Annotated in this window: 16 protein-coding genes and 1 pseudogene; 6 read left to right on the top strand and 11 right to left on the bottom strand. The window is 71.5% G+C overall.

Annotated elements, in window-relative coordinates; all coding sequences use genetic code 11:
• Positions 1 to 50: 50 nt before the first annotated feature.
• Positions 51 to 2,576, top strand: a complete 2,526-nt coding sequence (locus tag OHU89_RS27505) for a DEAD/DEAH box helicase (protein WP_405646689.1) — start codon at positions 51 to 53, stop codon at positions 2,574 to 2,576.
• A 40-nt stretch (positions 2,577 to 2,616) separates the two neighbouring features.
• On the opposite strand, the pseudogene OHU89_RS27500 reads toward OHU89_RS27505, so the two are convergent.
• The 7 genes and pseudogenes from OHU89_RS27500 to ssd form a co-directional block, all read right to left on the bottom strand.
• Positions 2,617 to 2,958, bottom strand: a pseudogene (locus OHU89_RS27500) (Rv3654c family TadE-like protein); the annotation flags it as partial.
• A complete protein-coding gene (locus OHU89_RS27495; protein ID WP_405646687.1) occupies positions 2,955 to 3,314 on the bottom strand; it encodes a TadE family type IV pilus minor pilin in 360 nt (119 codons plus the stop codon). The gene OHU89_RS27495 and the pseudogene OHU89_RS27500, both read right to left, overlap by 4 nt.
• Complete coding sequence (locus tag OHU89_RS27490) at positions 3,301 to 3,510, bottom strand: DUF4244 domain-containing protein (RefSeq protein WP_405654672.1); 210 nt, start codon at positions 3,508 to 3,510, stop codon at positions 3,301 to 3,303. The genes OHU89_RS27495 and OHU89_RS27490 overlap by 14 nt, the downstream gene beginning before the upstream one ends.
• A gap of 73 nt (positions 3,511 to 3,583) precedes the next feature.
• Positions 3,584 to 4,369, bottom strand: a complete 786-nt coding sequence (locus OHU89_RS27485) for a type II secretion system F family protein (RefSeq protein ID WP_405646684.1) — start codon at positions 4,367 to 4,369, stop codon at positions 3,584 to 3,586.
• Positions 4,370 to 4,406: 37 nt separating this feature from the next.
• Positions 4,407 to 5,258 (bottom strand): type II secretion system F family protein, encoded by an 852-nt coding sequence (locus OHU89_RS27480; protein ID WP_405646682.1) that lies wholly within the window; start codon positions 5,256 to 5,258, stop codon positions 4,407 to 4,409.
• Positions 5,251 to 6,423, bottom strand: coding sequence for a TadA family conjugal transfer-associated ATPase (locus OHU89_RS27475; protein ID WP_405654670.1), 1,173 nt, complete (start codon positions 6,421 to 6,423; stop codon positions 5,251 to 5,253). Before OHU89_RS27475 ends, OHU89_RS27480 begins: the two co-directional genes overlap by 8 nt.
• Positions 6,424 to 6,536: 113 nt before the next feature.
• On the bottom strand, positions 6,537 to 7,640 hold the full coding sequence (gene ssd, locus OHU89_RS27470) for a septum site-determining protein Ssd (RefSeq protein WP_405646680.1): 1,104 nt from the start codon (positions 7,638 to 7,640) through the stop codon (positions 6,537 to 6,539).
• Positions 7,641 to 8,225: 585 nt separating this feature from the next.
• On the opposite strand from ssd, the gene OHU89_RS27465 reads away from it, so the two are divergent.
• Positions 8,226 to 9,059 (top strand): HAD family phosphatase, encoded by an 834-nt coding sequence (locus OHU89_RS27465; RefSeq protein WP_266889368.1) that lies wholly within the window; start codon positions 8,226 to 8,228, stop codon positions 9,057 to 9,059.
• Positions 9,060 to 9,422: 363 nt separating this feature from the next.
• Here the strand turns inward: OHU89_RS27465 and OHU89_RS27460 are convergent, their stop codons facing one another.
• Complete coding sequence (locus OHU89_RS27460; RefSeq protein WP_405646678.1) at positions 9,423 to 10,247, bottom strand: oxidoreductase; 825 nt, start codon at positions 10,245 to 10,247, stop codon at positions 9,423 to 9,425.
• A gap of 101 nt (positions 10,248 to 10,348) precedes the next feature.
• On the opposite strand from OHU89_RS27460, the gene OHU89_RS27455 reads away from it, so the two are divergent.
• On the top strand, positions 10,349 to 11,329 hold the full coding sequence (locus OHU89_RS27455; protein ID WP_405646676.1) for an ATP-binding protein: 981 nt from the start codon (positions 10,349 to 10,351) through the stop codon (positions 11,327 to 11,329).
• 46 nt (positions 11,330 to 11,375) lie between these two features.
• On the opposite strand, the gene OHU89_RS27450 is transcribed toward OHU89_RS27455, so the two are convergent.
• Positions 11,376 to 12,647, bottom strand: a complete 1,272-nt coding sequence (locus tag OHU89_RS27450; RefSeq protein WP_405646674.1) for a hypothetical protein — start codon at positions 12,645 to 12,647, stop codon at positions 11,376 to 11,378.
• 298 nt (positions 12,648 to 12,945) lie between these two features.
• On the opposite strand from OHU89_RS27450, the gene OHU89_RS27445 reads away from it, so the two are divergent.
• Complete coding sequence (locus OHU89_RS27445; protein WP_405646672.1) at positions 12,946 to 15,399, top strand: bifunctional SulP family inorganic anion transporter/carbonic anhydrase; 2,454 nt, start codon at positions 12,946 to 12,948, stop codon at positions 15,397 to 15,399.
• A 48-nt stretch (positions 15,400 to 15,447) separates the two neighbouring features.
• Here OHU89_RS27445 and OHU89_RS27440 read toward each other — a convergent pair whose 3' ends face one another.
• Positions 15,448 to 16,035 carry a hypothetical protein gene (locus OHU89_RS27440; protein ID WP_405646671.1) on the bottom strand — a complete coding sequence of 196 codons (588 nt, stop codon included), beginning with the start codon at positions 16,033 to 16,035 and terminating at the stop codon, positions 15,448 to 15,450.
• On the bottom strand, positions 16,032 to 16,637 hold the full coding sequence (locus OHU89_RS27435; RefSeq protein ID WP_405646669.1) for an RNA polymerase sigma factor: 606 nt from the start codon (positions 16,635 to 16,637) through the stop codon (positions 16,032 to 16,034). Before OHU89_RS27435 ends, OHU89_RS27440 begins: the two co-directional genes overlap by 4 nt.
• A 232-nt stretch (positions 16,638 to 16,869) precedes the next feature.
• Between OHU89_RS27435 and acs the strand changes: the two genes are divergently transcribed.
• The gene (gene acs / locus OHU89_RS27430) at positions 16,870 to 18,828 is read left to right on the top strand and encodes an acetate--CoA ligase (protein ID WP_267015286.1); all 1,959 of its coding nucleotides are present in this window, start codon (positions 16,870 to 16,872) and stop codon (positions 18,826 to 18,828) included.
• Positions 18,829 to 18,980: 152 nt separating this feature from the next.
• On the top strand, positions 18,981 to 20,417 hold the full coding sequence (nhaA, locus tag OHU89_RS27425; RefSeq protein ID WP_405646667.1) for a Na+/H+ antiporter NhaA: 1,437 nt from the start codon (positions 18,981 to 18,983) through the stop codon (positions 20,415 to 20,417).
• Positions 20,418 to 20,484: the final 67 nt, after the last annotated feature.

Below are 20,484 nucleotides of genomic sequence, written 5' to 3'. Positions count from 1 at the left end.
ACGACGCCTTGGTCCCATTGTCCGTCACGCCAGTGACACACTCGGTGCCGATGGCCAAGAATCACCGATCCGATCGACCCTCGGCGGAACCCGTCTCCCGGCCGGAACCTGGCACGGTCCTGCACCGGCTCGCCTCCGGGCCGAGTCGGGCTGCGCGCATCACTCATACGGAGCACTTGCCCCCGCGCGAGGGTCGCCATGCCGTCTGGCCTGACCGGATTCGTTCGGAGGTCATCGCCGCGGTGCAGGCCGCCGGTGTCCAGCACCCCTGGGCCCACCAGGCACAGGCGGCCGAGCACGCCCTCGACGGCGAATCGGTGGTGGTCGCGACCGGCACGGCCTCCGGCAAGTCCCTGGCGTACCTCACGCCCGTCCTGACGGCCCTCCTGGACGGTTCGGAGGCTCCGAACGGCCGTGGGGCCACGGCGCTGTACCTCGCCCCCACGAAGGCGCTCGCGGCGGACCAGTGGCGTTCTGTGAAGGAACTTTCACAACCGCTGGGCAATTCAGTTCGACCTGCGGTCTACGACGGTGACACCCCGTTCGAGGAACGCGAGTGGATCCGCCAGTACGCCAACTACGTGCTGACCAACCCGGACATGCTGCACCGCGGCATCCTCCCGTCCCATCCGCGCTGGTCCTCCTTCCTGAAGTCGCTCAAGTACGTCGTCATCGACGAGGTCCACACCTACCGCGGCGTCTTCGGCTCCCACGTCGCCCAGGTGCTGCGCCGGCTGCGCCGTCTCTGCGCCCGCTACGGCGCCTCTCCCGTCTTCCTGCTGGCCTCCGCGACCGCCGCCGAGCCCTCGGTCGCCGCCCGCCGCCTCACCGGCCTCCCGGTGGTCGAGGTGGCCGACGACGCCTCACCGCGTGGTGAACTGGTGTTCGCCCTCTGGGAGCCCCCGCTCACCGAGATGCAGGGCGAGAAGGGCGCCCCGGTCCGCCGTACGGCCACGGCCGAAACGGCCGACCTGCTCACGGATCTGACCGTGCAGGGCGTCCGCTCGGTCGCCTTCGTACGCTCCCGGCGCGGCGCCGAGCTCATCGCGGTCATCGCCCAGGAGCGGCTGGCCGAGATCGACCGCTCCCTGGCCCGACGCGTGGCGGCCTACCGCGGCGGCTACCTCCCCGAGGAACGCCGCGCCCTGGAACAGGCCCTCCACTCAGGAGAGTTGCTGGGCCTGGCCGCGACGACCGCGCTCGAACTCGGCATCGACGTCTCCGGCCTGGACGCCGTGATCATCGCCGGCTACCCCGGCACGCGCGCGTCCCTGTGGCAGCAGGCCGGCCGCGCGGGCCGTTCCGGTCAGGGCGCCCTGGCGATCCTGGTCGCCCGCGACGATCCCCTGGACACCTTCCTCGTCCACCACCCCGAGGCCCTGTTCGACCAGCCGGTGGAGTCGACGGTCCTGGACCCCGACAACCCGTACGTCCTGGCACCGCACTTGTGCGCGGCGGCCGCGGAAATGCCGCTGACCGACGACGACTTGGCGCTGTTCGGCCCGGAGACCGAGGGCCTGCTCCAGCAGTTGGAGGCCGCGAAACTCCTGCGCCGCCGTACGAAGGCCTGGCACTGGACCCGCCGGGAACGGGCCGCGGACCTCACCGACATCCGCGGCGGGGGCGGCAACCCGGTCCAGATCGTCGAGTCCGGCACGGGCCGCCTCCTGGGCACGGTCGACGCGGGCGCCGCGCACACGACCGTCCACGAGGGCGCGGTCCACCTCCATCAGGGCCGCACCTACCTCGTCCGGTCCCTGGACCTGGAGGACTCGGTCGCCCTGGTCGAGGAGGCGAACCCGACGTACTCGACGGTGGCCCGCGACACGACGGCCGTCTCCGTCCTGGAGACGGACGTCGAAGTCCCCTGGGGCGAGGGCAGGTTGTGCTACGGCTCGGTCGAGGTCACCAACCAGGTCGTCTCCTTCCTCCGCAGACGTCTCATCACGGGCGAGGTCCTCGGCGAGACGAAACTCGACCTCCCTCCTCGTACGCTCCGCACACGGGCGGTGTGGTGGACGGTCACCGAGGACCAGTTGGACGAGGCCCGCATCAACCCGGAGATCCTCGGCGGCGCCCTGCACGCGGCGGAGCACGCCTCGATCGGCATGCTGCCGTTGTTCGCGACGTGCGACCGCTGGGACATCGGCGGAGTCTCGATCCCGTTGCACCCCGACACCCTGCTCCCCACGGTCTTCGTCTACGACGGCCACCCCGGCGGCGCGGGATTCGCCGAGCGCGCCTTCCACACCGCCCGCGCCTGGCTCACCGCCACCCGCCAGGCCATCGCCGCCTGCGAGTGCGACGCCGGCTGCCCGTCCTGCATCCAGTCCCCCAAGTGCGGCAACGGCAACGACCCGCTGCACAAGAGGGGGGCGATGCGGTTGCTCACGGTGCTGTTGCGGGGGGCGCCGGAGGAGAAGCCCGAGGCGGAGGGGGAGCCACCGGAGCGGGTTCGACAGGATCCGGTGCCGGAGGGGACAGCTCAGCCGGTCCCGAAGGGAACAGCTCCGCCGGTGACGGCAGCTCCGCCGATACCGGAAGGGGCAGGTCCGCCGGTCCCGCCCGTGCCCTGACCTCCGCCGCGAACGGCCCCCGGCCCGCCGTCGCCGTGACGTCCGAGGTCTCGCCCACGATCACGCACCACACGAGCCGGGTGCCCTGGGCCCGGGCCACCCGCTCCGCCCGGGCGCAGGCCCCCTCGCGGCCCTGCGCCCAGTGGTCCGCCGCCGCGAGCGCCGCGAGATCCGCACCCCCGGCCGCCCGGTGCCGGACCACGACGGCCTGCCCCAGGGAGAGCACGACGCCAAACACCACGCACAGCACGGCAATCGCACCGACGCTCCAGACGGTGGCGGAGCCGCGGTCGCAGGCGAGACCCCGGCGCCGCGCGAGCCCCTCCTCCAAGGTGGCCGGCCACGAGGCAGAGCTCCGGCACCGCGGGAAGCCCCTTCTCATGGGCCCGCCCCCTCCACCGACGCCACCGCCTCTTCCCGCACGTCGAAGGGCAGCCGTCCCAGCATCGGCGGCCTCGCCACGACCACCACCCGGACCTGCTCCTCCTCCCGGCTGACCGTGACCTTCGCACCGCGCGGTGCCGCCTCACGGGCCACCTCCACGACCGCGCCGGCCGGGTCCTGCCGCGCCGCCGCCCGGGCCCCCGTACGCGCCGCGTCCACGCACTGGATCTGCGCGGCCACCACGAGCAGCCCCCACACCAGCGCCGTCGCGAACATCACCAGCACGGGCAGCACCACGGCCGACTCCGCCGTCACGAACCCCCGGTCCACGCGGCCCCGTTCACATCCGCGCATCGAGCGCCTGCTTCACGATGCCCTGCAGCTCCGCGCTGACCGCTCCGCTGGTCACCACCTTGTAGAGGACCGCCGCGAACGCCACCGCCGCGATGATCCCCATCGCGTACTCGGACGTGACCATCCCCGCGTCCCTCCGCGCCGCACGCGCCCCGCACACCAGGGCACGCACCCGTGCCCGCACCGCCTTGTACATCTCAACCCCCGTGTAGATCGGTTCTGTTGACTGCTGTCGCTCGATCACTTGCTGTCGGTCCGGATCCGTCCCGTCATCCGCCACCCCCTCCCAACACCCCGTCGGCCAGGCCGATCACCACGGGCAGCACACCGACCGCGATGAACGCGGGCAGGAAGCACAGCCCCACCGGCGCGGTCACCATGACCGCCGCCCGCCGGGCCCGTGCCGTCGCGGTGCGCGCCCACTCGGCGCGGGCCTCCGCGGCGAGCCGTGCGACCGGTACGGCCGCCGGGAGCCCGGACACATCGGCACGTTCCAGCAACCGCGCCAGCGGACCGGCGCCCGGCATCGAGGCCAGCCGTCGCCATGCCTCGCCGGGCGGACCGCCCAGCCGTACCTCCGCCGCGCCCCGCGCGAGCCCCTCCCCTACCGGCCCGCCCAGCGCCTCGCCCACCGCCCGCGCCGCGATCACCGGACCGGCACCGGCCGCGATACAGGCCGCCAGCAGATCGGCGGCGAGCGGGAGTTGGCGTACCGCCTCTGCGACGTCGTACGACTCCCCCGTGTCCTCGGCGCCCTGCCGGCCCCGCCACCACCACAGCCCCGCCGCGACGGCCAGCCCCACCACGACACCGGGGACCCCACCGACCAGCACCCATCCACCGGCCACCGCGCCCAGCGAGGGCAACCACCGCCGCGCGGCCTTCCGCACCTCACCCCGCGGTCCGGCCGGCACCGTCTCCCGGGCCACCAGTCGAGTCAGCCGCCGCCGAAGCCGCCGCTCCCGCCGCATCCCCTCCACCCACCGAGCGAGCCACGCGAGCACCATCACGGCTCCCGCGATCACCCCCAGCCTGTGGACAACTTCCGCACTCACAACGCCCGCCTTTCCGAACCCCACGCCGATTCCGCCCTCACACCGCTTCCGCTCCCCGCACGATCCGCGCCGCCCACCACATCCCCACCCCCTCCAGCAGGCCGCCGATCACCAGGCAGCCCAGGCCGGGCCCGGTGTGCAGCAGGACGTGGAACGGGTCGGAGCCGAGGGCCGTGCCGAGGAGCAGTCCGAGGGCGGGGAGCCCGGCGAGCATCACCGTCGTGGAGCGGGCGCCCGCCAACTGGGCACGCAGATCGGCACGTTGGTCCCGCTCCGCGCGCAACGCCGCCTCGAGCCGTTCGAGTCCCGCCGCGAGCCCCGCTCCCCGGTCCACCGCGACCCGCCAGCACGCCGCGAGGCCCAGCAGTCCCTCGGCCCCCGGCTGCCGTGCGGCGCCGGCGAGCGCGCCCGGTACGTCCCCGCCGAACCGCGCGGCCGCCAGCACCGCCGGCTGCGCCTCCCCCAGCCCCTCGCAGTCGCGCGCGGCACGCAACAGCGCCTCACCCGGCTGCCGTCCGGCTCGCACCTCTCCGGCGAGCGCCCCGCACAACGCGATGACCGCGTCCCCTCGGCGCTCCCGGGCCCGCCGCGCCTCGCGCGCCAACCGCACCCGCCGCAACAACGGCACCCCGGCCGCGCCCACGACGAGCGGCAGCACCGAGGCCCCCAGCACGGCCAGCACCAGTCCGGCCGCCACCGACCACCACTCGCTCCCCAGCCGCCGTACTCCACCGGCCAGTTGCCGCCAGAGCGGCGGCCCGGCCCCGACCGCCCCACCGGCCCCCGCGAGCAGCAACTCCGCTCGCCGCGCCCCGGAACGCCACCCGACCGACAGCCAGACCGCCGCCCCGGCACACACCAGCGCCGCCCCCGTCGACACCTCACCCATCACCACGCCCCCTGTCGGCCCCCGCGGCGCCGAGCAGCCCCCGCAGCCGCTCCCACCCCCGCTCGTACACGAACGCCTCCGCGCCCCACCGCAGCGCCGGCACCGTCCGCACCAGCCCCGACGGATCCCGCTCCAGCACATGCACCTCGTCGATCCGCCGCCGCCCGTTCCGATCACGGGCGAGGTGCAGGACGACGGACAGCGCGGCCGCCAACTGGCTGTGCAGCGCGGCCCGGTCGAGCCCGGCCGCCGTGCCGAGCGCCTCCAGCCGGGCCGGGACATCGGCCGCCGCGTTGGCATGGACCGTTCCGCAGCCGCCCTCATGACCCGTGTTCAACGCGGCCAGCAGATGCACCACTTCAGGCCCACGCACCTCGCCCACCACCAGCCGGTCCGGCCGCATCCGCAGCGCCTGCCGCACCAGGTCCTCGAGCGAGACCAGGCCCGCGCCCTCCTGGTTGGCGGGTCTGCTCTCCAGCCGTACGACGTGCGGATGGTCCGGCCGTAGCTCCGCGGAGTCCTCGGCCAGCACGATCCGCTCGCCCGGCCCGACGAGCCCCAACAAGGCGCTCAGCAGCGTTGTCTTGCCACTGCCCGTCCCACCGCTGATCAGGAACGACAGCCGTGCTTCGACCAGCGCCCGCAGTACCCGGTCCCCGCCCGGCGGCACGGTGCCCGCCGCCATCAGCTCGCCGAGCGTGAACGCGCGCGGCCGTACGACCCGCAGCGACAGACAGGTGCAGCCGACGGCCACCGGCGGCAGCACCGCGTGCAGCCGTGTCCCGTCGGGCAGCCGGGCGTCCGCCCAGGGCCGCGCGTCGTCCAGCCGACGTCCGGCCACCGCGGCCAGGCGCTGCGCGAGCCGTCGTACGGCGGCGGCGTCGGGGAACGCGACCGTGGTGAGTTCGAGCCCGCCGCCCCGGTCCACCCAGACCCGGTCCGGTGCCGACACCAGCACATCGGTCACCCGAGGGTCGGCGAGCAGCGGCTCCAGCGGGCCGCTGCCGACCAGCTCGGAGCGCAACCGCTCGGCCGCCCCGAGGACTTCGGCATCACCGAGCACCCGCCCCTGCTCCCGCAGCGCCTGTGCCACCCGCGCGGGCGTCGGCTCGGCCCCGCTCTCGGCAAGCCACTGCCGTACGCCGTCGAGCAGGTGCGGGGACATGTCCGGCCCGCCCGACCGCCCCACCGCGGACACCGCAGCGGCCGTGGCAGCCACCGAGCCCTCGGCCCGCCCTGCGCCGAACAACGCCCGGCCCACCTCGTCGGAGTATGTACTCATGCCGCCTCCACCAACGCCCGCTCCCAGAACTCCTTGCAGAACCGCGCCAGCGGCCCCCGCCCGGTTCCCGGCGGCGTCCTGCTCTCGTGCGGCCGCAGCAGCCCCGCCTCCAGGGGCACCTCGCCCACCAGCGGCAGTCCGAGCAGTCGCGCCACCTCCCGGTCGTCGAGCCCGGGCGCATGCGGCCCTCGGACCGCCACGCGCAGATCGCGTACGACCATCCCCACGGCGGAGGCCACCCGCCCGGCCGCCGCGACGGCGCGGAGTTCGGCGGGGACCACGAGGATGCCGAGGTCGAGCTGGGCGAGGGTCTCGGCGATGCCGTCGTCGATGCGGCGCGGCAGATCGACGACGACCGTGCCGCCCCGGCGGCGAGCCGCGGCGAGCACCGCGCGGACGGCCTGCGGCGGGACGGCGACACAGTCGCCGCGGTCCCAGCTGAGGACCCGCAGGGAGTGCAGCTGAGGCAGCGACTCCTCCAGGGCACCGCCGCCGACCCGGCCGCGCGAGGCGGCGAACGCGGGCCAGCGCAGCCCCTCGGCGGTCTCGCCACCGAGGAGTACATCGAGTCCGCCGCCCAGCGGATCGGCGTCCACGAGCAGGGTGCGCAGTCCCTCCCGCGCGGAGGTGACGGCGAGCGCGCACGCGAGGGTGGATGCCCCGGACCCGCCGCGGCCGCCGATGACGCCGACGGTGAGGGCGGGCCGGCCGACGCCCTCGGCGACATCGGCGATCCGGTCGACCAGCCATTGCTCCCCGTCGGGCAGCATCAGGACATGGTCGGCGCCGATCTCGACGGCCCGGCGCCAGACCCCGGAGTCGTCCTGGTCCCGTCCGACGAGGACCACTCCGCCTCTGCGGGCGGCTCCGCGCACGCGCCGCGCGGCGTCGTCGCCGACCAGGACGAGCGGTGCGGCCTCCCAGCGGCCTCTCGGTTGCGGCACCCCCGGGTGGACCTCGGGTGTGGCGCCGGCCGCCGCGCACAGGCGCAGCAGGTCGTCGAGGAGCACCGGGTCTTCGGTGACGATCAACGGCCCGCCCTGTCGCCCTCCGGCGGCGGGCGGCGGATCGTGTGTGACGGCTGCGGCCACGTTTTCCATCCCCCTTCGCTGCTTCTCGCGAGGGCCTCCAGGGCCTCGCGATTCCCAAACGTGTGAAGAACCGGCAACCGGCCTTCATATGAACGGCCGATACGAACCGGCCAAACGCGGCCGACTAACCGGAACCAGCCATCGAGTCGGTGTCGGCGGGCCGCGCTGGAATCACGGTGCAGCGATGCCGGAAATCTTGTGGATCTTGGTCGATAACTGTGGACAACTCAGCCGTTGTGAATATCGCCGTCACCCATACCGATGCCCTCCGCACCGCCATGTGTGCGACTTCCGCAGCGCAGTGCGACAGCTACGCACAGTGACGGATCATGGACATGCGAAAGAGGCGGCCGCAGCCGCCTCGACACGGCCGTAGAGCCGCACAGGAACACAGAAGGAAGGGGAAAAACGCACCCGGACGTGCGACGACCCCCACCGGGGGGGAGAGTGGGGGTCGTCTCCACGGCCGACTCGGGGGGGGAGGAGCCGGGCCGGGTTAGCACGGTCGCGAACGATCCGTGACTTCCATGGTGTACCCGAGAGCCTTCTCAGGCAAACCCACGCGCCCCACCTTACGCCGAATGGGCTGCGCCTATGCTCAGGGTCGTGGAAAACCACTCCTTGCCCCGCACAGCGGCCTTCTTTGACCTGGACAAGACGGTCATTGCGAAGTCGAGCACGCTCACCTTCAGCAAGTCGTTCTACCAAGGCGGGCTGATCAACCGCAGGGCCGCCTTGCGTACCGCGTATGCCCAGTTCGTCTTCCTCGTGGGCGGTATGGACCACGACCAGATGGAACGGACCCGTGAGTACCTCTCGGCACTCGTGCGCGGCTGGAACGTCCAACAGGTGAAGGAGATCGTGGCCGAGACCCTTCACGACCTGATCGACCCGATCATCTACGACGAGGCCGCCTCCCTCATCGAGGAGCACCACACCGCCGGCCGCGACGTCGTGATCGTGTCCACGTCGGGCGCCGAGGTGGTCGAGCCGATCGGCGAGCTGCTCGGCGCGGACCGGGTGGTGGCGACCCGGATGGTCGTGGGCGAGGACGGCTGCTTCACCGGCGAGGTGGAGTACTACGCGTACGGCCCGACCAAGGCCGAGGCGATCAAGGAGCTGGCCGAGTCCGAGGGATATGACCTGGAGCGCTGTTACGCATACAGCGACTCGGCGACCGATCTGCCGATGCTCCGGTCCGTCGGTCACCCCCATGCCGTGAACCCGGACCGCACGCTGCGCCGCGAGGCACTCGCGCGCGGGTGGCCGATTCTCGATTTCCACCGGCCGGTCCGGCTCAAGCAGCGGCTCCCCGCGTTCTCCGCACCGTCCCGTCCGGCGCTCGTCGCGGCGGCGGCCATTGGAGCGGCGGCGGCCACCGCGGGACTCGTCTGGTACGCCAGTCGGCGCCGGGCGACGGTTCTCTGACGTGCCAGGTGCCCGTTTGGTGACCGTTTGAGAGTAAAAGTAAAGAACTGCAGCCAGGACTTCCGCTTGCCCGGGTCCTGGAGTAGAAAGGAGTCAACGGCCCGCGAGACCAAGGACATCCGAAAGGATCACCTTAATAACGCATTTGGCCCCACGGACCGCGCATGAGAATTGGGCACCCACGCGACGTCGACCCGTCGATTACGGGCCAGCCGCACCAGGGACGGGCAAAGTCCCGACCTGATGGGCAATATTTCGAGGACGCTTGGTAACCCGGTGACCATGCCAGCGGCGGTACGAGTCCTCGTACCGCCGCAACCCTGTTCAGGCTCTCCCCATGGAGGGCCTTTTCTGTAACTACAGTTATGCCGCTCCGCGCTGAAGCGCCTCGCACACCGCCGTCGACTCGCGCGCCCCAAGTACAACCGCTTTGCCGCAGTGTGCGATCCAGGCGGCCATGCCGTCCGGGGTTCCGCTGACATAGCCGTCGAGCGCCGCCAGGTAGGCGGCGCGGCCCAGCTCGGCGTGGCCGACCTCCGCCGGGCAGATGGACTTCGGGTCGAGGCCGCTGCCGATCAGGACGATGCGTTCGGCCGTGCGCGCGACGAGACCGTTGTGGGAGGTGAAGGGCCGCAGGGCGAGGATCTCGCCGTGCACGACGGCCGCCGTCACCAGGGCCGGTGCGGAACCGCCCGCGACGATCAGCTCGGACAGGCCCTCCAACCGGCCGTGCACCTCCGTCGCATCGGGCGCCGCGAGCTCGATCAGCGGCTCGTCGACCGGCTCGCCCGCCTGACGCGGGCGCCCGACCTCGTCGCCGTTGGTCGCGGCCGCCACCAGGTGCAGGCGGGCCAGGACGCGCAGGGGCGACTGCCGCCAGATGGACAGCAGTTGGCCCGCCTCGGCGGTCAGCCTCAGGGCCGCGCCCACGACGCGCGCCTCGTCGTCGCCGCTGAAGTCGGAGCGGCGGCGCACCTCTTCGAGGGCCCAGTCGGCGCCGGACAGCGCCGCGGAGCCGCGGGCGCCGCGCAGGGCCGCCTCGGAGGTGATCGCGGTGCTGCGGCGCCGCATGATCCGGTGCCCGTAGACCCGGTCCACGGCCTTGCGCACGGACTCCACGGAGTCGGCCACGCCGGGCAGTGAGCCCAGGGCGGCGAGCGGATCGGCGGTCGCGCCTGTCGTACTCATGAGTACGACATTACGCAACGGCGGCGCACACCCCACGAAGGAGTGGTCTTCTTCACGCGCGCCCGCCACGTACAGCTATCGCACCACTACCCTTCGTGAACATGAAAATTGCTTTCGTCGGGAAGGGCGGCAGCGGCAAGACCACGCTGTCCTCCCTGTTCATCCGCCATCTCGCCACCACCGGCGCACCCGTCGTCGCCGTCGACGCCGACATCAACCAGCACCTGGGCGCCGCCCTCGGCCTCGACGAGGCGGCGGCCGCGGCACTGCCCGCGATGGGCGAGCGGCTGCCGCTGATCAAGGACTACCTGCGCGGCACCAACCCGCGCATCGCCTCCACCGAGACGATGATCAAGACGACCCCGCCGGGCGAGGGCTCACGACTGCTGCGGGTGCGCGAGGACAATCCGGTGTACGACGCCTGCGCCCGGCCGGTGGAACTCGACGGCGGCACCGTCCGTTTGATGGTCACCGGCCCCTTCACGGACGCCGACCTGGGGGTCGCCTGCTACCACTCCAAGACGGGAGCGGTGGAGCTGTGCCTGAACCACCTGGTGGACGGGCGTGACGAGTACGTCGTGGTGGACATGACCGCGGGCTCGGACTCCTTCGCCTCCGGCATGTTCACCCGCTTCGACATCACGTTCCTCGTCGCCGAGCCGACCCGGAAGGGGGTCTCCGTCTATCGCCAGTACAAGGAGTACGCCCGCGACTTCGGCGTCGTCCTGAAGGTCGTCGGCAACAAGGTGCAGGGGCAGGACGACCTCGACTTCCTCCGCGCCGAGGTCGGGGACGACCTGCTGGTGACGGTCGGGCACTCGGACTGGGTGCGCGCCATGGAGAAGGGCCGGCCGCCCCGGTTCGAGCTTCTGGAGGACGTCAACCGCAGCTCCCTGCGCCGGTTGCAGAGCGCGGTCGACGCCACGTACGACCTGCGCGACTGGGAGCACTACACACGCCAGATGGTGCACTTCCACCTGAAGAACGCCCAGTCCTGGGGCAACGAGCGCACCGGAGCCGACCTGGCGGCGCAGGTCGACCCCGGGTTCGTACTGGGCGAGAGCCTCGTGGTGAACGCCTGACGGGTCACCGCCCGGGGCTCACCACTCGCGGCTCATCGCCTGTGGCTCACGGCTTGGCCGCCGGCGCTCCGGGCACGCCCTTCGGGGCCGGAGCGGGGCGGCCGGAGAGGAAGGACGCCCAGCTCTGCTTCGGGGCCTCGCCGACGCCGAGGGTCCGCATCTTGGCCAGGGCCTGCGGGTCCTGGGCGTCCAGCCAGTCGGCGAGCTGCCGGAAGGAGACACAGCGCACGTCGGGCTTGTTGCAGACCTGTTCGATGGTCTCCTCGACGGCACGCATGTAGGTGCCGCCGTTCCAGGACTCGAAGTGGTTGCCGATGATCAGGGGCGCGCGGTTGCCGTCGTAGGCCCGGTGGAAGCCCTTGAGCAGGCTGTCACGCATCTGGTCGCCCCAGAACTCGTGCTTGTTCGGGTCGCCGTACATCGTGCCCGACTGGTTCACGGCGAAGTTGTAGTCCATGGTGAGCTGCTCGAAGGAGTGCCCGGAGAACGGCACCAGCTGCATCGAGAGGTCCCACAGACCTTCCTTCTTCTTGGGCCAGAGCTGGTCGTTGACGCCGCTGGTGTCATAGCGGAAGCCCAGTTCGCGGGCGGCCTTCATGAAGTTCTTCTGGCCCTCCAGGCAGGGCGTGCGGGCGCCGATGAGCTCCTTGTCGTAGTCGAAGGGCAGCGGGCTCGCGTTCTTCAGGCCGGTGGTGGTCTTCCAGGACTTCACGAACTGCTTCGCCTGGGCGATCTCGTCCTTCCACTCCTCGACGGACCACTGGCCGACCCCGCCGCCGCTGCCGCAGAAGTGGCCGTTGAAGTGGGTGCCGATCTCGCTGCCCTCCAGCCACGCCCCGCGCAGCTGCTTGACGGTCTCGGCGATGCCCTTCTCGTCGTTGAAGCCGATGTCGGAGCGGCCCGGGGAGTGCTGAGGGGGCTTGTAGAGGTCGCGCTTGTCCTCGGGGAGCATGTACACGCCGCTGAGGAAGTACGTCATCGTCGCGTTGTTCGCCTTGGCGACCTTGCGGAAGCGGGAGAACAGCTTCTGGGAGTCCTCGCCCGCGCCGTCCCAGGAGAACACCACGAACTGCGGGGGCTTCTGACCGGGCTTCATGCGCTCGGACCTGGGCAGGTGGGGCTGGACCCCGGTGTACGCGGTGGAGCCGTCGCCGATCAGGCGGACCGCGCTCTTGGGCGGCGCCTGGGCCGGCTTCGCCTTCTGCGGGCCGGCGGCCCCTTCCTCGGCACCGTCGGTGCCGAGCGCGCAACCGGCGAGCGACGCGGCACAGAGCGCGGCGACCACGGCGCCCGCGGCGATCCTCTGGATGGCGGCCATGTTCCGCCCACCTACTTCCTTCTCTCGGGGCCAACGACAGCGCCGTCAAGCTCGCACGAGGTCCGGAATGAATTAGTACGACAAGCCGATGAAATATCTGCATCACCCTGATGAGTGACTTATTGCGCCATTTGCCAGAAAAGTCTATGCCTGGCCTTTACTCTGAATTACGATTCGTTTACCGAGCGTTGATGCATCCCGCCGCTGCACGCCGTGACCCACGGCCGCGACCCGACCCCCCGCCATGGCGGGGGACCACCTGTTCCGCGACCGCGCTGCCCCGGAGGAGACGGGAATTATGTCCGCCTGCGTCCCCACCCGCGCCACCGATTCGAGTCGGACCAAGCGCATCCACCGACCCCACAGCCCACCGCCGTCCCGGCCCCGCCGCTTCCGTGTCGCGGGCGCCGACGTGTCGGCCTCGATCGCGGTCTTCCTGATCGCCCTGCCCCTGTCCCTCGGCATCGCCCTCGCCACCGGCGCGCCCCTCCAGGCCGGCCTCGTCGCCGCCGCCGTGGGAGGACTCGTCGCCGGCTGGCTCGGCGGCTCCCCGCTCCAGGTGAGCGGCCCCGCGGCCGGACTCACGGTCGTCACCGCCGACCTGATCCACCGCTACGGCTGGCGTACGACCTGTGCCATCACGGTCCTCGCGGGCCTCGCCCAACTGGGCCTGGGCTGCCTGCGCGTGGCGCGCAGCGCGCTCGCCGTCAGCCCCGCCATCGTGCACGGCATGCTCGCCGGCATCGGCGTCACCATCGCCGTCGCCCAGCTGCACATCGTCCTCGGCGGCACTCCGCAGAGCTCCGTCCTGGCCAACCTCCATTCCCTGCCCGCCCAGTTGGCCCAGGTGCGTCCCGCCGCCGTGTCGGTGAGCGCGCTGACCCTGGCCCTGCTGCTGCTCTGGCCCCGCATCCCCGGCCGGACCGGCCGTCTGCTGCGCAAGATCCCGGCCGCGCTCGTCGCCGTCGCCGGGGCCAGCGCAACCGCCGCGCTCGCCGGGCTGACGCTGCCCAGGGTCGACCTGCCCTCCTGGAGCAGCCACGCCCTGGCCGGGCTCCCCGAAGGTCCCGTGCTCGGCCTGGTCGCCGCCGTGCTGACCACCACACTGGTGTGCAGTGTGCAGTCGCTGCTCGGCGCGGTCGCCGTGGACAAGATGGCCGCCGGCCGTCCCGGGCTGACCACCCGCGTCAGACGCTCCAGGCTGGACCGTGAACTGCTCGGCCAGGGCGCCGCCAACATCGTCTCCGGGTCGCTCGGCGGGCTCCCGGTCGCCGGTGTCGCCGTGCGCAGTGCGGCGAATGTGCACGCGGGAGCCGTGAGCCGGAACTCCACGATGCTGCACGGCGTTCTCGTAGTGATCGCCGCGCTGCTGATGGTCCCGGTGCTCGAGCTCATCCCGCTCGCCTCGCTCGCCGCGCTGGTGATGGCCGTCGGCATCCAGATGGTGTCCCTGCACCACATCCGCACGGTGACCCGCCACCGAGAGGTCCTGGTCTACGCCGTCACCACCCTCGGCGTGGTGTTCCTCGGTGTCCTGGAGGGCGTCGTGCTCGGCATCGCCGTGGCCGTCGCCGTCGCCCTGCACCGCCTCACCCGCACCCGCATCACCCACGAAGAGCAGGAAGGAGTCCATCACGTACACGTGCGAGGGCAGTTGACGTTCCTCGCCGTGCCCCGCCTCAGCCGGGCCCTGCATCTCGTGCCCCAAGGCGCCCAGGTCGTCGTCGAGTTGGACGGCTCCTTCATGGACCACGCGGCGTTCGAGGCACTGCAGGACTGGCAGAACACGCACACCGCGCAGGGCGGCACCGTCGAACTGACCGGCCGCCGCGCCGGGGTCCGGATCGCCGAGCCGGGGGATGTCCCCGACGCTCACACCGCGCTCGGGGTCGGGAGCGGAAGCGGCATCGGGGCCGACGCCGGGTTCACCGATCGCACCGCCTCAGCGGGTTGCCGCTGCCGCCCCTGGACTCCCTGGCGCAACCACCAGTGCGAGGACCCGCGGTCCACGCCCCCGTCCGGCGGGCACCCGAGCGACTCCGACGGCCTCGTCAAGACGGGCGGGACCGGTCCGTCCAGTCCCAGCGGGCATGAACTGGCGCGCGGCATCAGCGCGTTCCAGCGCAACACCGCTCCCCTGGTGCGGGGCGAGCTGGCCCGGCTGGCCCGTGAGGGGCAGCGCCCGGCGCAGCTCTTCCTCACCTGTGCCGACTCACGGCTGGTCACCTCGATGATCACCTCCAGTGGTCCGGGCGACCTGTTCGTGGTGCGCAATGTGGGCAACCTGGTTCCGATGCCCGGCGAGGAGAGCGGTGACGACTCGGTGGCGGCCGCGATCGAGTACGCGGTGGACGTGCTGAAGGTGCGGTCCATCACGGTGTGCGGGCACTCGGGGTGCGGTGCCATGCAGGCGCTGCTCAACTCCGAGCCCGGGGGCGCCCGGACACCCCTCAAGCGGTGGCTGCGGCACGGACTGCCGAGCCTGGAGCGCATGGCCGACGACAGCCGTCCATGGGCCCGGCTCGCCGGACGGGCGCCCGCGGACGCGGTCGAGCAGCTGTCTCTCACCAACGTGGTCCAGCAGCTGGAGCATCTGAGCGCGCACGAGTCGGTGTCGCGGGCGCTGCGGAAGCGGGAGTTGGAGCTGCACGGGATGTACTTCCACGTGGGCGAGGCACAGGCGTATCTGCTCACCGGGATGAGCGGGGACGAGCTGTTCGACCATGTGGAGGCGGCGGATCTGTCGGCGTGACGGAGGGGCGGGCGGTCCCGGTTTCCGTGGCCGCCCGTCCCGTACGGGTCATCGCCCGACGGACGAGGGGGAGGCCGTCACCTCCAGGAAGTCCTTGGTGGTCTCCGTCTGCACGCAGGGCTCGATCTTGCCCTTGACCGCGTAGAAGGCCAGGGCCCACGTCTTGCCGCCGGTGTCCTCGTGGTTCTCGAAGGCCACGGAGTCACCACGATGGAGCGTGATCATCCATGCCTCCCCGGGGTGCACGGGCTTGCCCGCCGGAAGCTGTTCACCTCGGGGCTGCCGGCACACGTGGCGGGCGTCGAGGTTCTGGATGTCCACGTGGATGCCGTTCGGGCGGAGCCGCTCGGCGAGCTCGCGCTGGGACTCGAGCGTCGGCTCCAGGTCCTTGAGGGTGAGCGTGACACTGCCGTCACCGTTCTGCTCCACCGCGTACGCCGGTGAGTCGGCCGGCGAGCCCGGCACCAGCACCACCGCGAGCGCGGCCACCGCACAGGCCGCTGCGGCGAGGGCGAGCCGACGGCCCGTGAACACGCGGCGCCGCGCGGCGGGCACCGAGGAGTCGGCCTCTCGTCGCTCGATCTCGCCCTGCAGCTCGGCCAGCAGCCGGTCCTCGAACGTCGTCTTCATCGTCATGCCTCTCCCCCGGTTGGTTCAGTGACGTACGACAGAGATGTGCCTCGTGGATCCGCCACTGCCGAACCCGCATGCCCCCGCAGAGACTTGCGCGCCCGGTGCAGCCGCACACGGGCCGCGACCTGGCTGATTCCCAGCGCGGTGGCGGCCTCTGCGACCGTGAGCTGGTCGACCGCGACCAGTTCCAGGACGGCTCGCTCCCCCGCGGGGAGCCGTTCCAGAGCGGCGAGGGCGCGGCGGCCCGGGCTCTCCGCGTCGAGCTTGTCCTCGATGCGGGCGATGTCGTCGGGCTCCAGGAGCCGGCGGCCCGAGATACGGCGGTCGCGTGCGGTCTCGCGGGCCACGCGCCGGCGTTCCGAGGAGACGACGTTGCGGGCGATGCCGTAGAGCCAGGCCGTCTCGCTGCCCCGGCCGGGCCGGTAGGTGTGGGCGGAGTCCAGGACCGCCAGGAAGATCTCGGCCGTCAGGTCGGCCACGGTGTGCGGATCCGCGACACGCCGGGCCACGAAAGACGCCATGGCATCCACATGGCGCCGGTAGAACTCTTCGAAGAGCTGTGGATCGCGAGCCGCCGCAGCCGGCCCGCCCCGTATCCCTTCCACTCGGTCTCCCCTCGTCGTCGGTGGCGCTTCACCCGTACTTGGGCGGGAGTGTGAAAGGCGTTACAGGACATGAACTCTGCCTGGTCGGCGTACGTGGGTACGGATGACGCCGGCTGCCGGACCCGGCACCCACAGGTCTAAACCAATTTTCCATCGGCCCTTGTCAGCGCACCCTCCGGTCTGATGAGCTGTGGCCTGGGACACAACGGACACCCTGGGAAAGGGAGATGTCGTGAGCAACGAAAGCCTGGCCAACCTGCTCAAGGAAGAGCGCAGGTTCGCGCCGCCCGCAGACCTGGCAGCGAACGCCAATGTCACGGCGGAGGCGTATGAACAGGCCAAGGCTGACAGGCTCGGCTTCTGGGCCGCACAGGCCCGTCGGCTGACCTGGGCCAAGGAGCCGACCGAGACGCTGGACTGGTCGAACCCGCCGTTCGCCAAGTGGTTCAAGGACGGCGAGCTCAACGTCGCGTACAACTGCGTCGACCGGCATGTCGAGGCGGGGAACGGCGACCGGGTCGCCATCCACTTCGAGGGCGAGCCCGGCGACAGCCGCGCGATCACCTACGCCGAGCTGAAGGACGAGGTTTCCAAGGCCGCGAACGCCCTGCTGGAGCTGGGGGTTCAGAAGGGCGACCGGGTCGCCGTCTACATGCCGATGATCCCGGAGACGGCCGTCGCGATGCTGGCCTGCGCCCGCATCGGCGCCGCGCACTCCGTCGTCTTCGGCGGCTTCTCCGCGGACGCGCTCGCCACGCGTATCCAGGACGCCGACGCCAAGGTCGTCATCACCTCCGACGGCGGCTACCGCCGCGGCAAGCCGTCGGCGCTCAAGCCGGCCGTCGACGAGGCCGCCGACAAGGCGGGCAATGTCGAACACGTGCTCGTGGTCCGCCGTACCGGCCAGGACGTCGCCTGGAACGACAGCCGTGACGTCTGGTGGCACGAGATCGTCGACCGGCAGTCCGCCGAGCACGCCCCCGAGGCCTTCGGCGCCGAGCAGCCGCTCTTCATCCTCTACACGTCGGGCACGACGGGTAAGCCGAAGGGCATCCTGCACACCTCCGGCGGCTACCTCACCCAGACCGCGTACACCCACCACGCCGTCTTCGACCTCAAGCCGGAGACCGACGTCTACTGGTGCACGGCCGACGTCGGCTGGGTCACCGGGCACTCATACATCGTCTACGGGCCGCTCGCCAACGGCGCCACCCAGGTCATGTACGAGGGCACGCCGGACACCCCGCACCAGGGCCGGTTCTGGGAGGTCATCCAGAAGTACGGGGTCACCATCCTGTACACGGCGCCCACCGCCATTCGTACCTTCATGAAGTGGGGCGACGACATCCCCGCGAAGTTCGACCTGTCGTCGTTGCGCGTCCTCGGTTCCGTGGGTGAGCCCATCAACCCCGAGGCGTGGATCTGGTACCGCAAGCACATCGGTGCCGACCGGACGCCGATCGTCGACACGTGGTGGCAGACCGAGACCGGCGCGATGATGATCTCGCCGCTGCCCGGTGTCACCGAGACCAAGCCGGGCTCCGCGCAGACCCCGCTGCCCGGCATCTCCGCGACCGTCGTCGACGACGAGGCCCAGGAAGTTCCCAACGGGGGTGGCGGCTACCTCGTCCTCACCGAGCCGTGGCCCTCCATGCTGCGCACCATCTGGGGCGACGACCAGCGGTTCCTCGACACGTACTGGTCGCGCTTCGAGGGCAAGTACTTCGCCGGTGACGGGGCGAAGAAGGACGACGACGGGGACATCTGGCTCCTCGGGCGCGTGGACGACGTCATGCTCGTCTCCGGGCACAACATCTCCACGACGGAGGTGGAGTCGGCGCTCGTCTCCCACCCGTCGGTCGCCGAGGCCGCCGTCGTCGGTGCCGCCGACGAGACCACCGGTCAGGCCATCGTCGCCTTCGTGATCCTGCGCGGTACGGCGAACGCCGAGGACGAGGGCCTCGTCAACGACCTGCGCAACCACGTCGGCGCCACCCTCGGCCCGATCGCCAAGCCCAAGCGGGTGCTCCCGGTGGCCGAGCTGCCCAAGACCCGCTCCGGCAAGATCATGCGCCGACTGCTGCGGGACGTCGCCGAGAACCGTCAGCTGGGAGACGTCACCACCCTGACCGACTCCACGGTCATGGACCTCATCCAGGCGAAGCTGCCGGCCGCGCCCAGCGAGGACTGAGCCACCGAGCCCACCAGAAGGGGCGCCCGGCGCGAGAACGCGCCGGGCGCCCCTTTTAGGTAAACTAAGGAAAACAAGCGTGACCCCATAGGTGTGCCGGGAAGTCTGGTCGGCGAGCAGCTTTGCCGTACCCACCGACCGGAGGTCCCCCGATGGCCGCGCCCCGCACCACCCCCACCCGCAAGGTCCTCGGACGGCTCTCCCTGCCGGAACGGACCTTCGTGGCGGACGCGCTGCGCACCGAGACCGTCGGCGGTGTCCTGCTCCTCGTCGCCGCGGTCGCCGCGCTGATCTGGGTGAACATCCCCGCGCTGCACGACAGCTACGAGAGCGTCAGCCACTTCCACCTCGGCCCCGAGGCTCTCGGTCTGAACCTCTCGATCGCGCACTGGGCGGCCGACGGACTCCTCGCGATCTTCTTCTTCGTCGCCGGCATCGAACTCAAGCGCGAGCTGGTCGCCGGTGACCTCAAGGACCCCAGGGCGGCCGCGCTGCCGGTCGTCGCGGCCCTGTGCGGCATGGCCGTACCGGCCCTCGTCTACGTCCTGACCAACCTCACCGGCGGCGGCTCGCTCGACGGCTGGGCGGTCCCGACCGCGACCGACATCGCCTTCGCACTCGCCGTGCTGGCCGTCATCGGCACCTCCCTGCCGAGCGCTCTGCGCGCCTTCCTGCTCACACTCGCGGTCGTCGACGACCTCTTCGCGATCCTGATCATCGCGGTCTTCTTCACGGCCGAGATCGACTTCGCCGCGCTCGCCGGTGCGGTGATCGGCCTGGCCATCTTCTGGCTGCTGCTGCGCAAGGGCGTACGCGGCTGGTACGTGTACGTGCCGCTCGCGCTCGTCATCTGGGGCCTGATGTACAACAGCGGCGTCCACGCCACCATCGCGGGCGTCGCGATGGGCCTGATGCTGCGCTGCACCCCTCGGGAGGGTGAGGAGCACTCGCCCGGCGAGCACATCGAGCATCTCGTACGTCCGCTCTCGGCGGGGTTGGCCGTACCGCTGTTCGCCCTGTTCAGCGCCGGTGTCTCCGTGTCCGGCGGCGCGCTCGGCGATGTGTTCACCAAGCCCGAGACGCTCGGTGTGGTCCTCGGTCTCGTCGTCGGCAAGGCGCTCGGCATCTTCGGCGGGACCTGGCTGACGGCACGCTTCACCCGCGCCTCGCTCAGCGACGACCTGGAGTGGGCGGACGTCTTCGCGGTCGCCACCCTGGCCGGCATCGGCTTCACGGTGTCGCTGCTCATCGGGGAGCTGGCCTTCGACGGGGACACGGCGCTCACGGACGAGGTCAAGGCGGCCGTGCTGACGGGCTCGCTCATCGCGGCGGCCCTCGCCACCGTGCTGCTGAAGATCCGGAACGCCAAGTACCGCCGGATGGTCGAGGCCGAGGAGCGCGACGACGACCTCGACGGCATCCCGGACATCTACGAGGAGGATGACCCGGCGTACCACCTGCGCATGGCCGCGATCCACGAGAGCAAGGCCGCCGAGCACCGCAGGATCGCCGAACTCAAGGCCGCCGAGCGAGCGGGGCTTGCCGAAGTGACGGGCGGGGCAGGCGAGGAGGACGACCGTCGGGCATGATCTGACGGGACGGTACAAAGGACTTTCCGGCCCAAGACTTCCCAGTAGGGCACACGGCAGATTCAGG

This window comes from Streptomyces sp. NBC_00019 (assembly GCF_045041015.1).
Classification (GTDB): domain Bacteria; phylum Actinomycetota; class Actinomycetes; order Streptomycetales; family Streptomycetaceae; genus Streptomyces.
This window is presented reverse-complemented; position numbering and strand designations above follow the sequence as displayed.

What these genes read in the sequence shown, in the direction of transcription:
- OHU89_RS27505 (WP_405646689.1), top strand. Translation starts at nt 51, where the DNA reads ATGGCCAAGAATCACCGATCCGATCGACCCTCGGCGGAACCCGTCTCC.
- OHU89_RS27495 (WP_405646687.1), bottom strand. Translation starts at nt 3,314, where the DNA reads ATGCGCGGATGTGAACGGGGCCGCGTGGACCGGGGGTTCGTGACGGCG.
- OHU89_RS27490 (WP_405654672.1), bottom strand. Translation starts at nt 3,510, where the DNA reads ATGTACAAGGCGGTGCGGGCACGGGTGCGTGCCCTGGTGTGCGGGGCG.
- OHU89_RS27480 (WP_405646682.1), bottom strand. Translation starts at nt 5,258, where the DNA reads ATGGGTGAGGTGTCGACGGGGGCGGCGCTGGTGTGTGCCGGGGCGGCG.
- OHU89_RS27475 (WP_405654670.1), bottom strand. Translation starts at nt 6,423, where the DNA reads ATGTCCCCGCACCTGCTCGACGGCGTACGGCAGTGGCTTGCCGAGAGC.
- ssd (WP_405646680.1), bottom strand. Translation starts at nt 7,640, where the DNA reads ATGGAAAACGTGGCCGCAGCCGTCACACACGATCCGCCGCCCGCCGCC.
- OHU89_RS27465 (WP_266889368.1), top strand. Translation starts at nt 8,226, where the DNA reads ATGCTCAGGGTCGTGGAAAACCACTCCTTGCCCCGCACAGCGGCCTTC.
- OHU89_RS27460 (WP_405646678.1), bottom strand. Translation starts at nt 10,247, where the DNA reads ATGAGTACGACAGGCGCGACCGCCGATCCGCTCGCCGCCCTGGGCTCA.
- OHU89_RS27455 (WP_405646676.1), top strand. Translation starts at nt 10,349, where the DNA reads ATGAAAATTGCTTTCGTCGGGAAGGGCGGCAGCGGCAAGACCACGCTG.
- OHU89_RS27450 (WP_405646674.1), bottom strand. Translation starts at nt 12,647, where the DNA reads ATGGCCGCCATCCAGAGGATCGCCGCGGGCGCCGTGGTCGCCGCGCTC.
- OHU89_RS27445 (WP_405646672.1), top strand. Translation starts at nt 12,946, where the DNA reads ATGTCCGCCTGCGTCCCCACCCGCGCCACCGATTCGAGTCGGACCAAG.
- OHU89_RS27440 (WP_405646671.1), bottom strand. Translation starts at nt 16,035, where the DNA reads ATGACGATGAAGACGACGTTCGAGGACCGGCTGCTGGCCGAGCTGCAG.
- nhaA (WP_405646667.1), top strand. Translation starts at nt 18,981, where the DNA reads ATGGCCGCGCCCCGCACCACCCCCACCCGCAAGGTCCTCGGACGGCTC.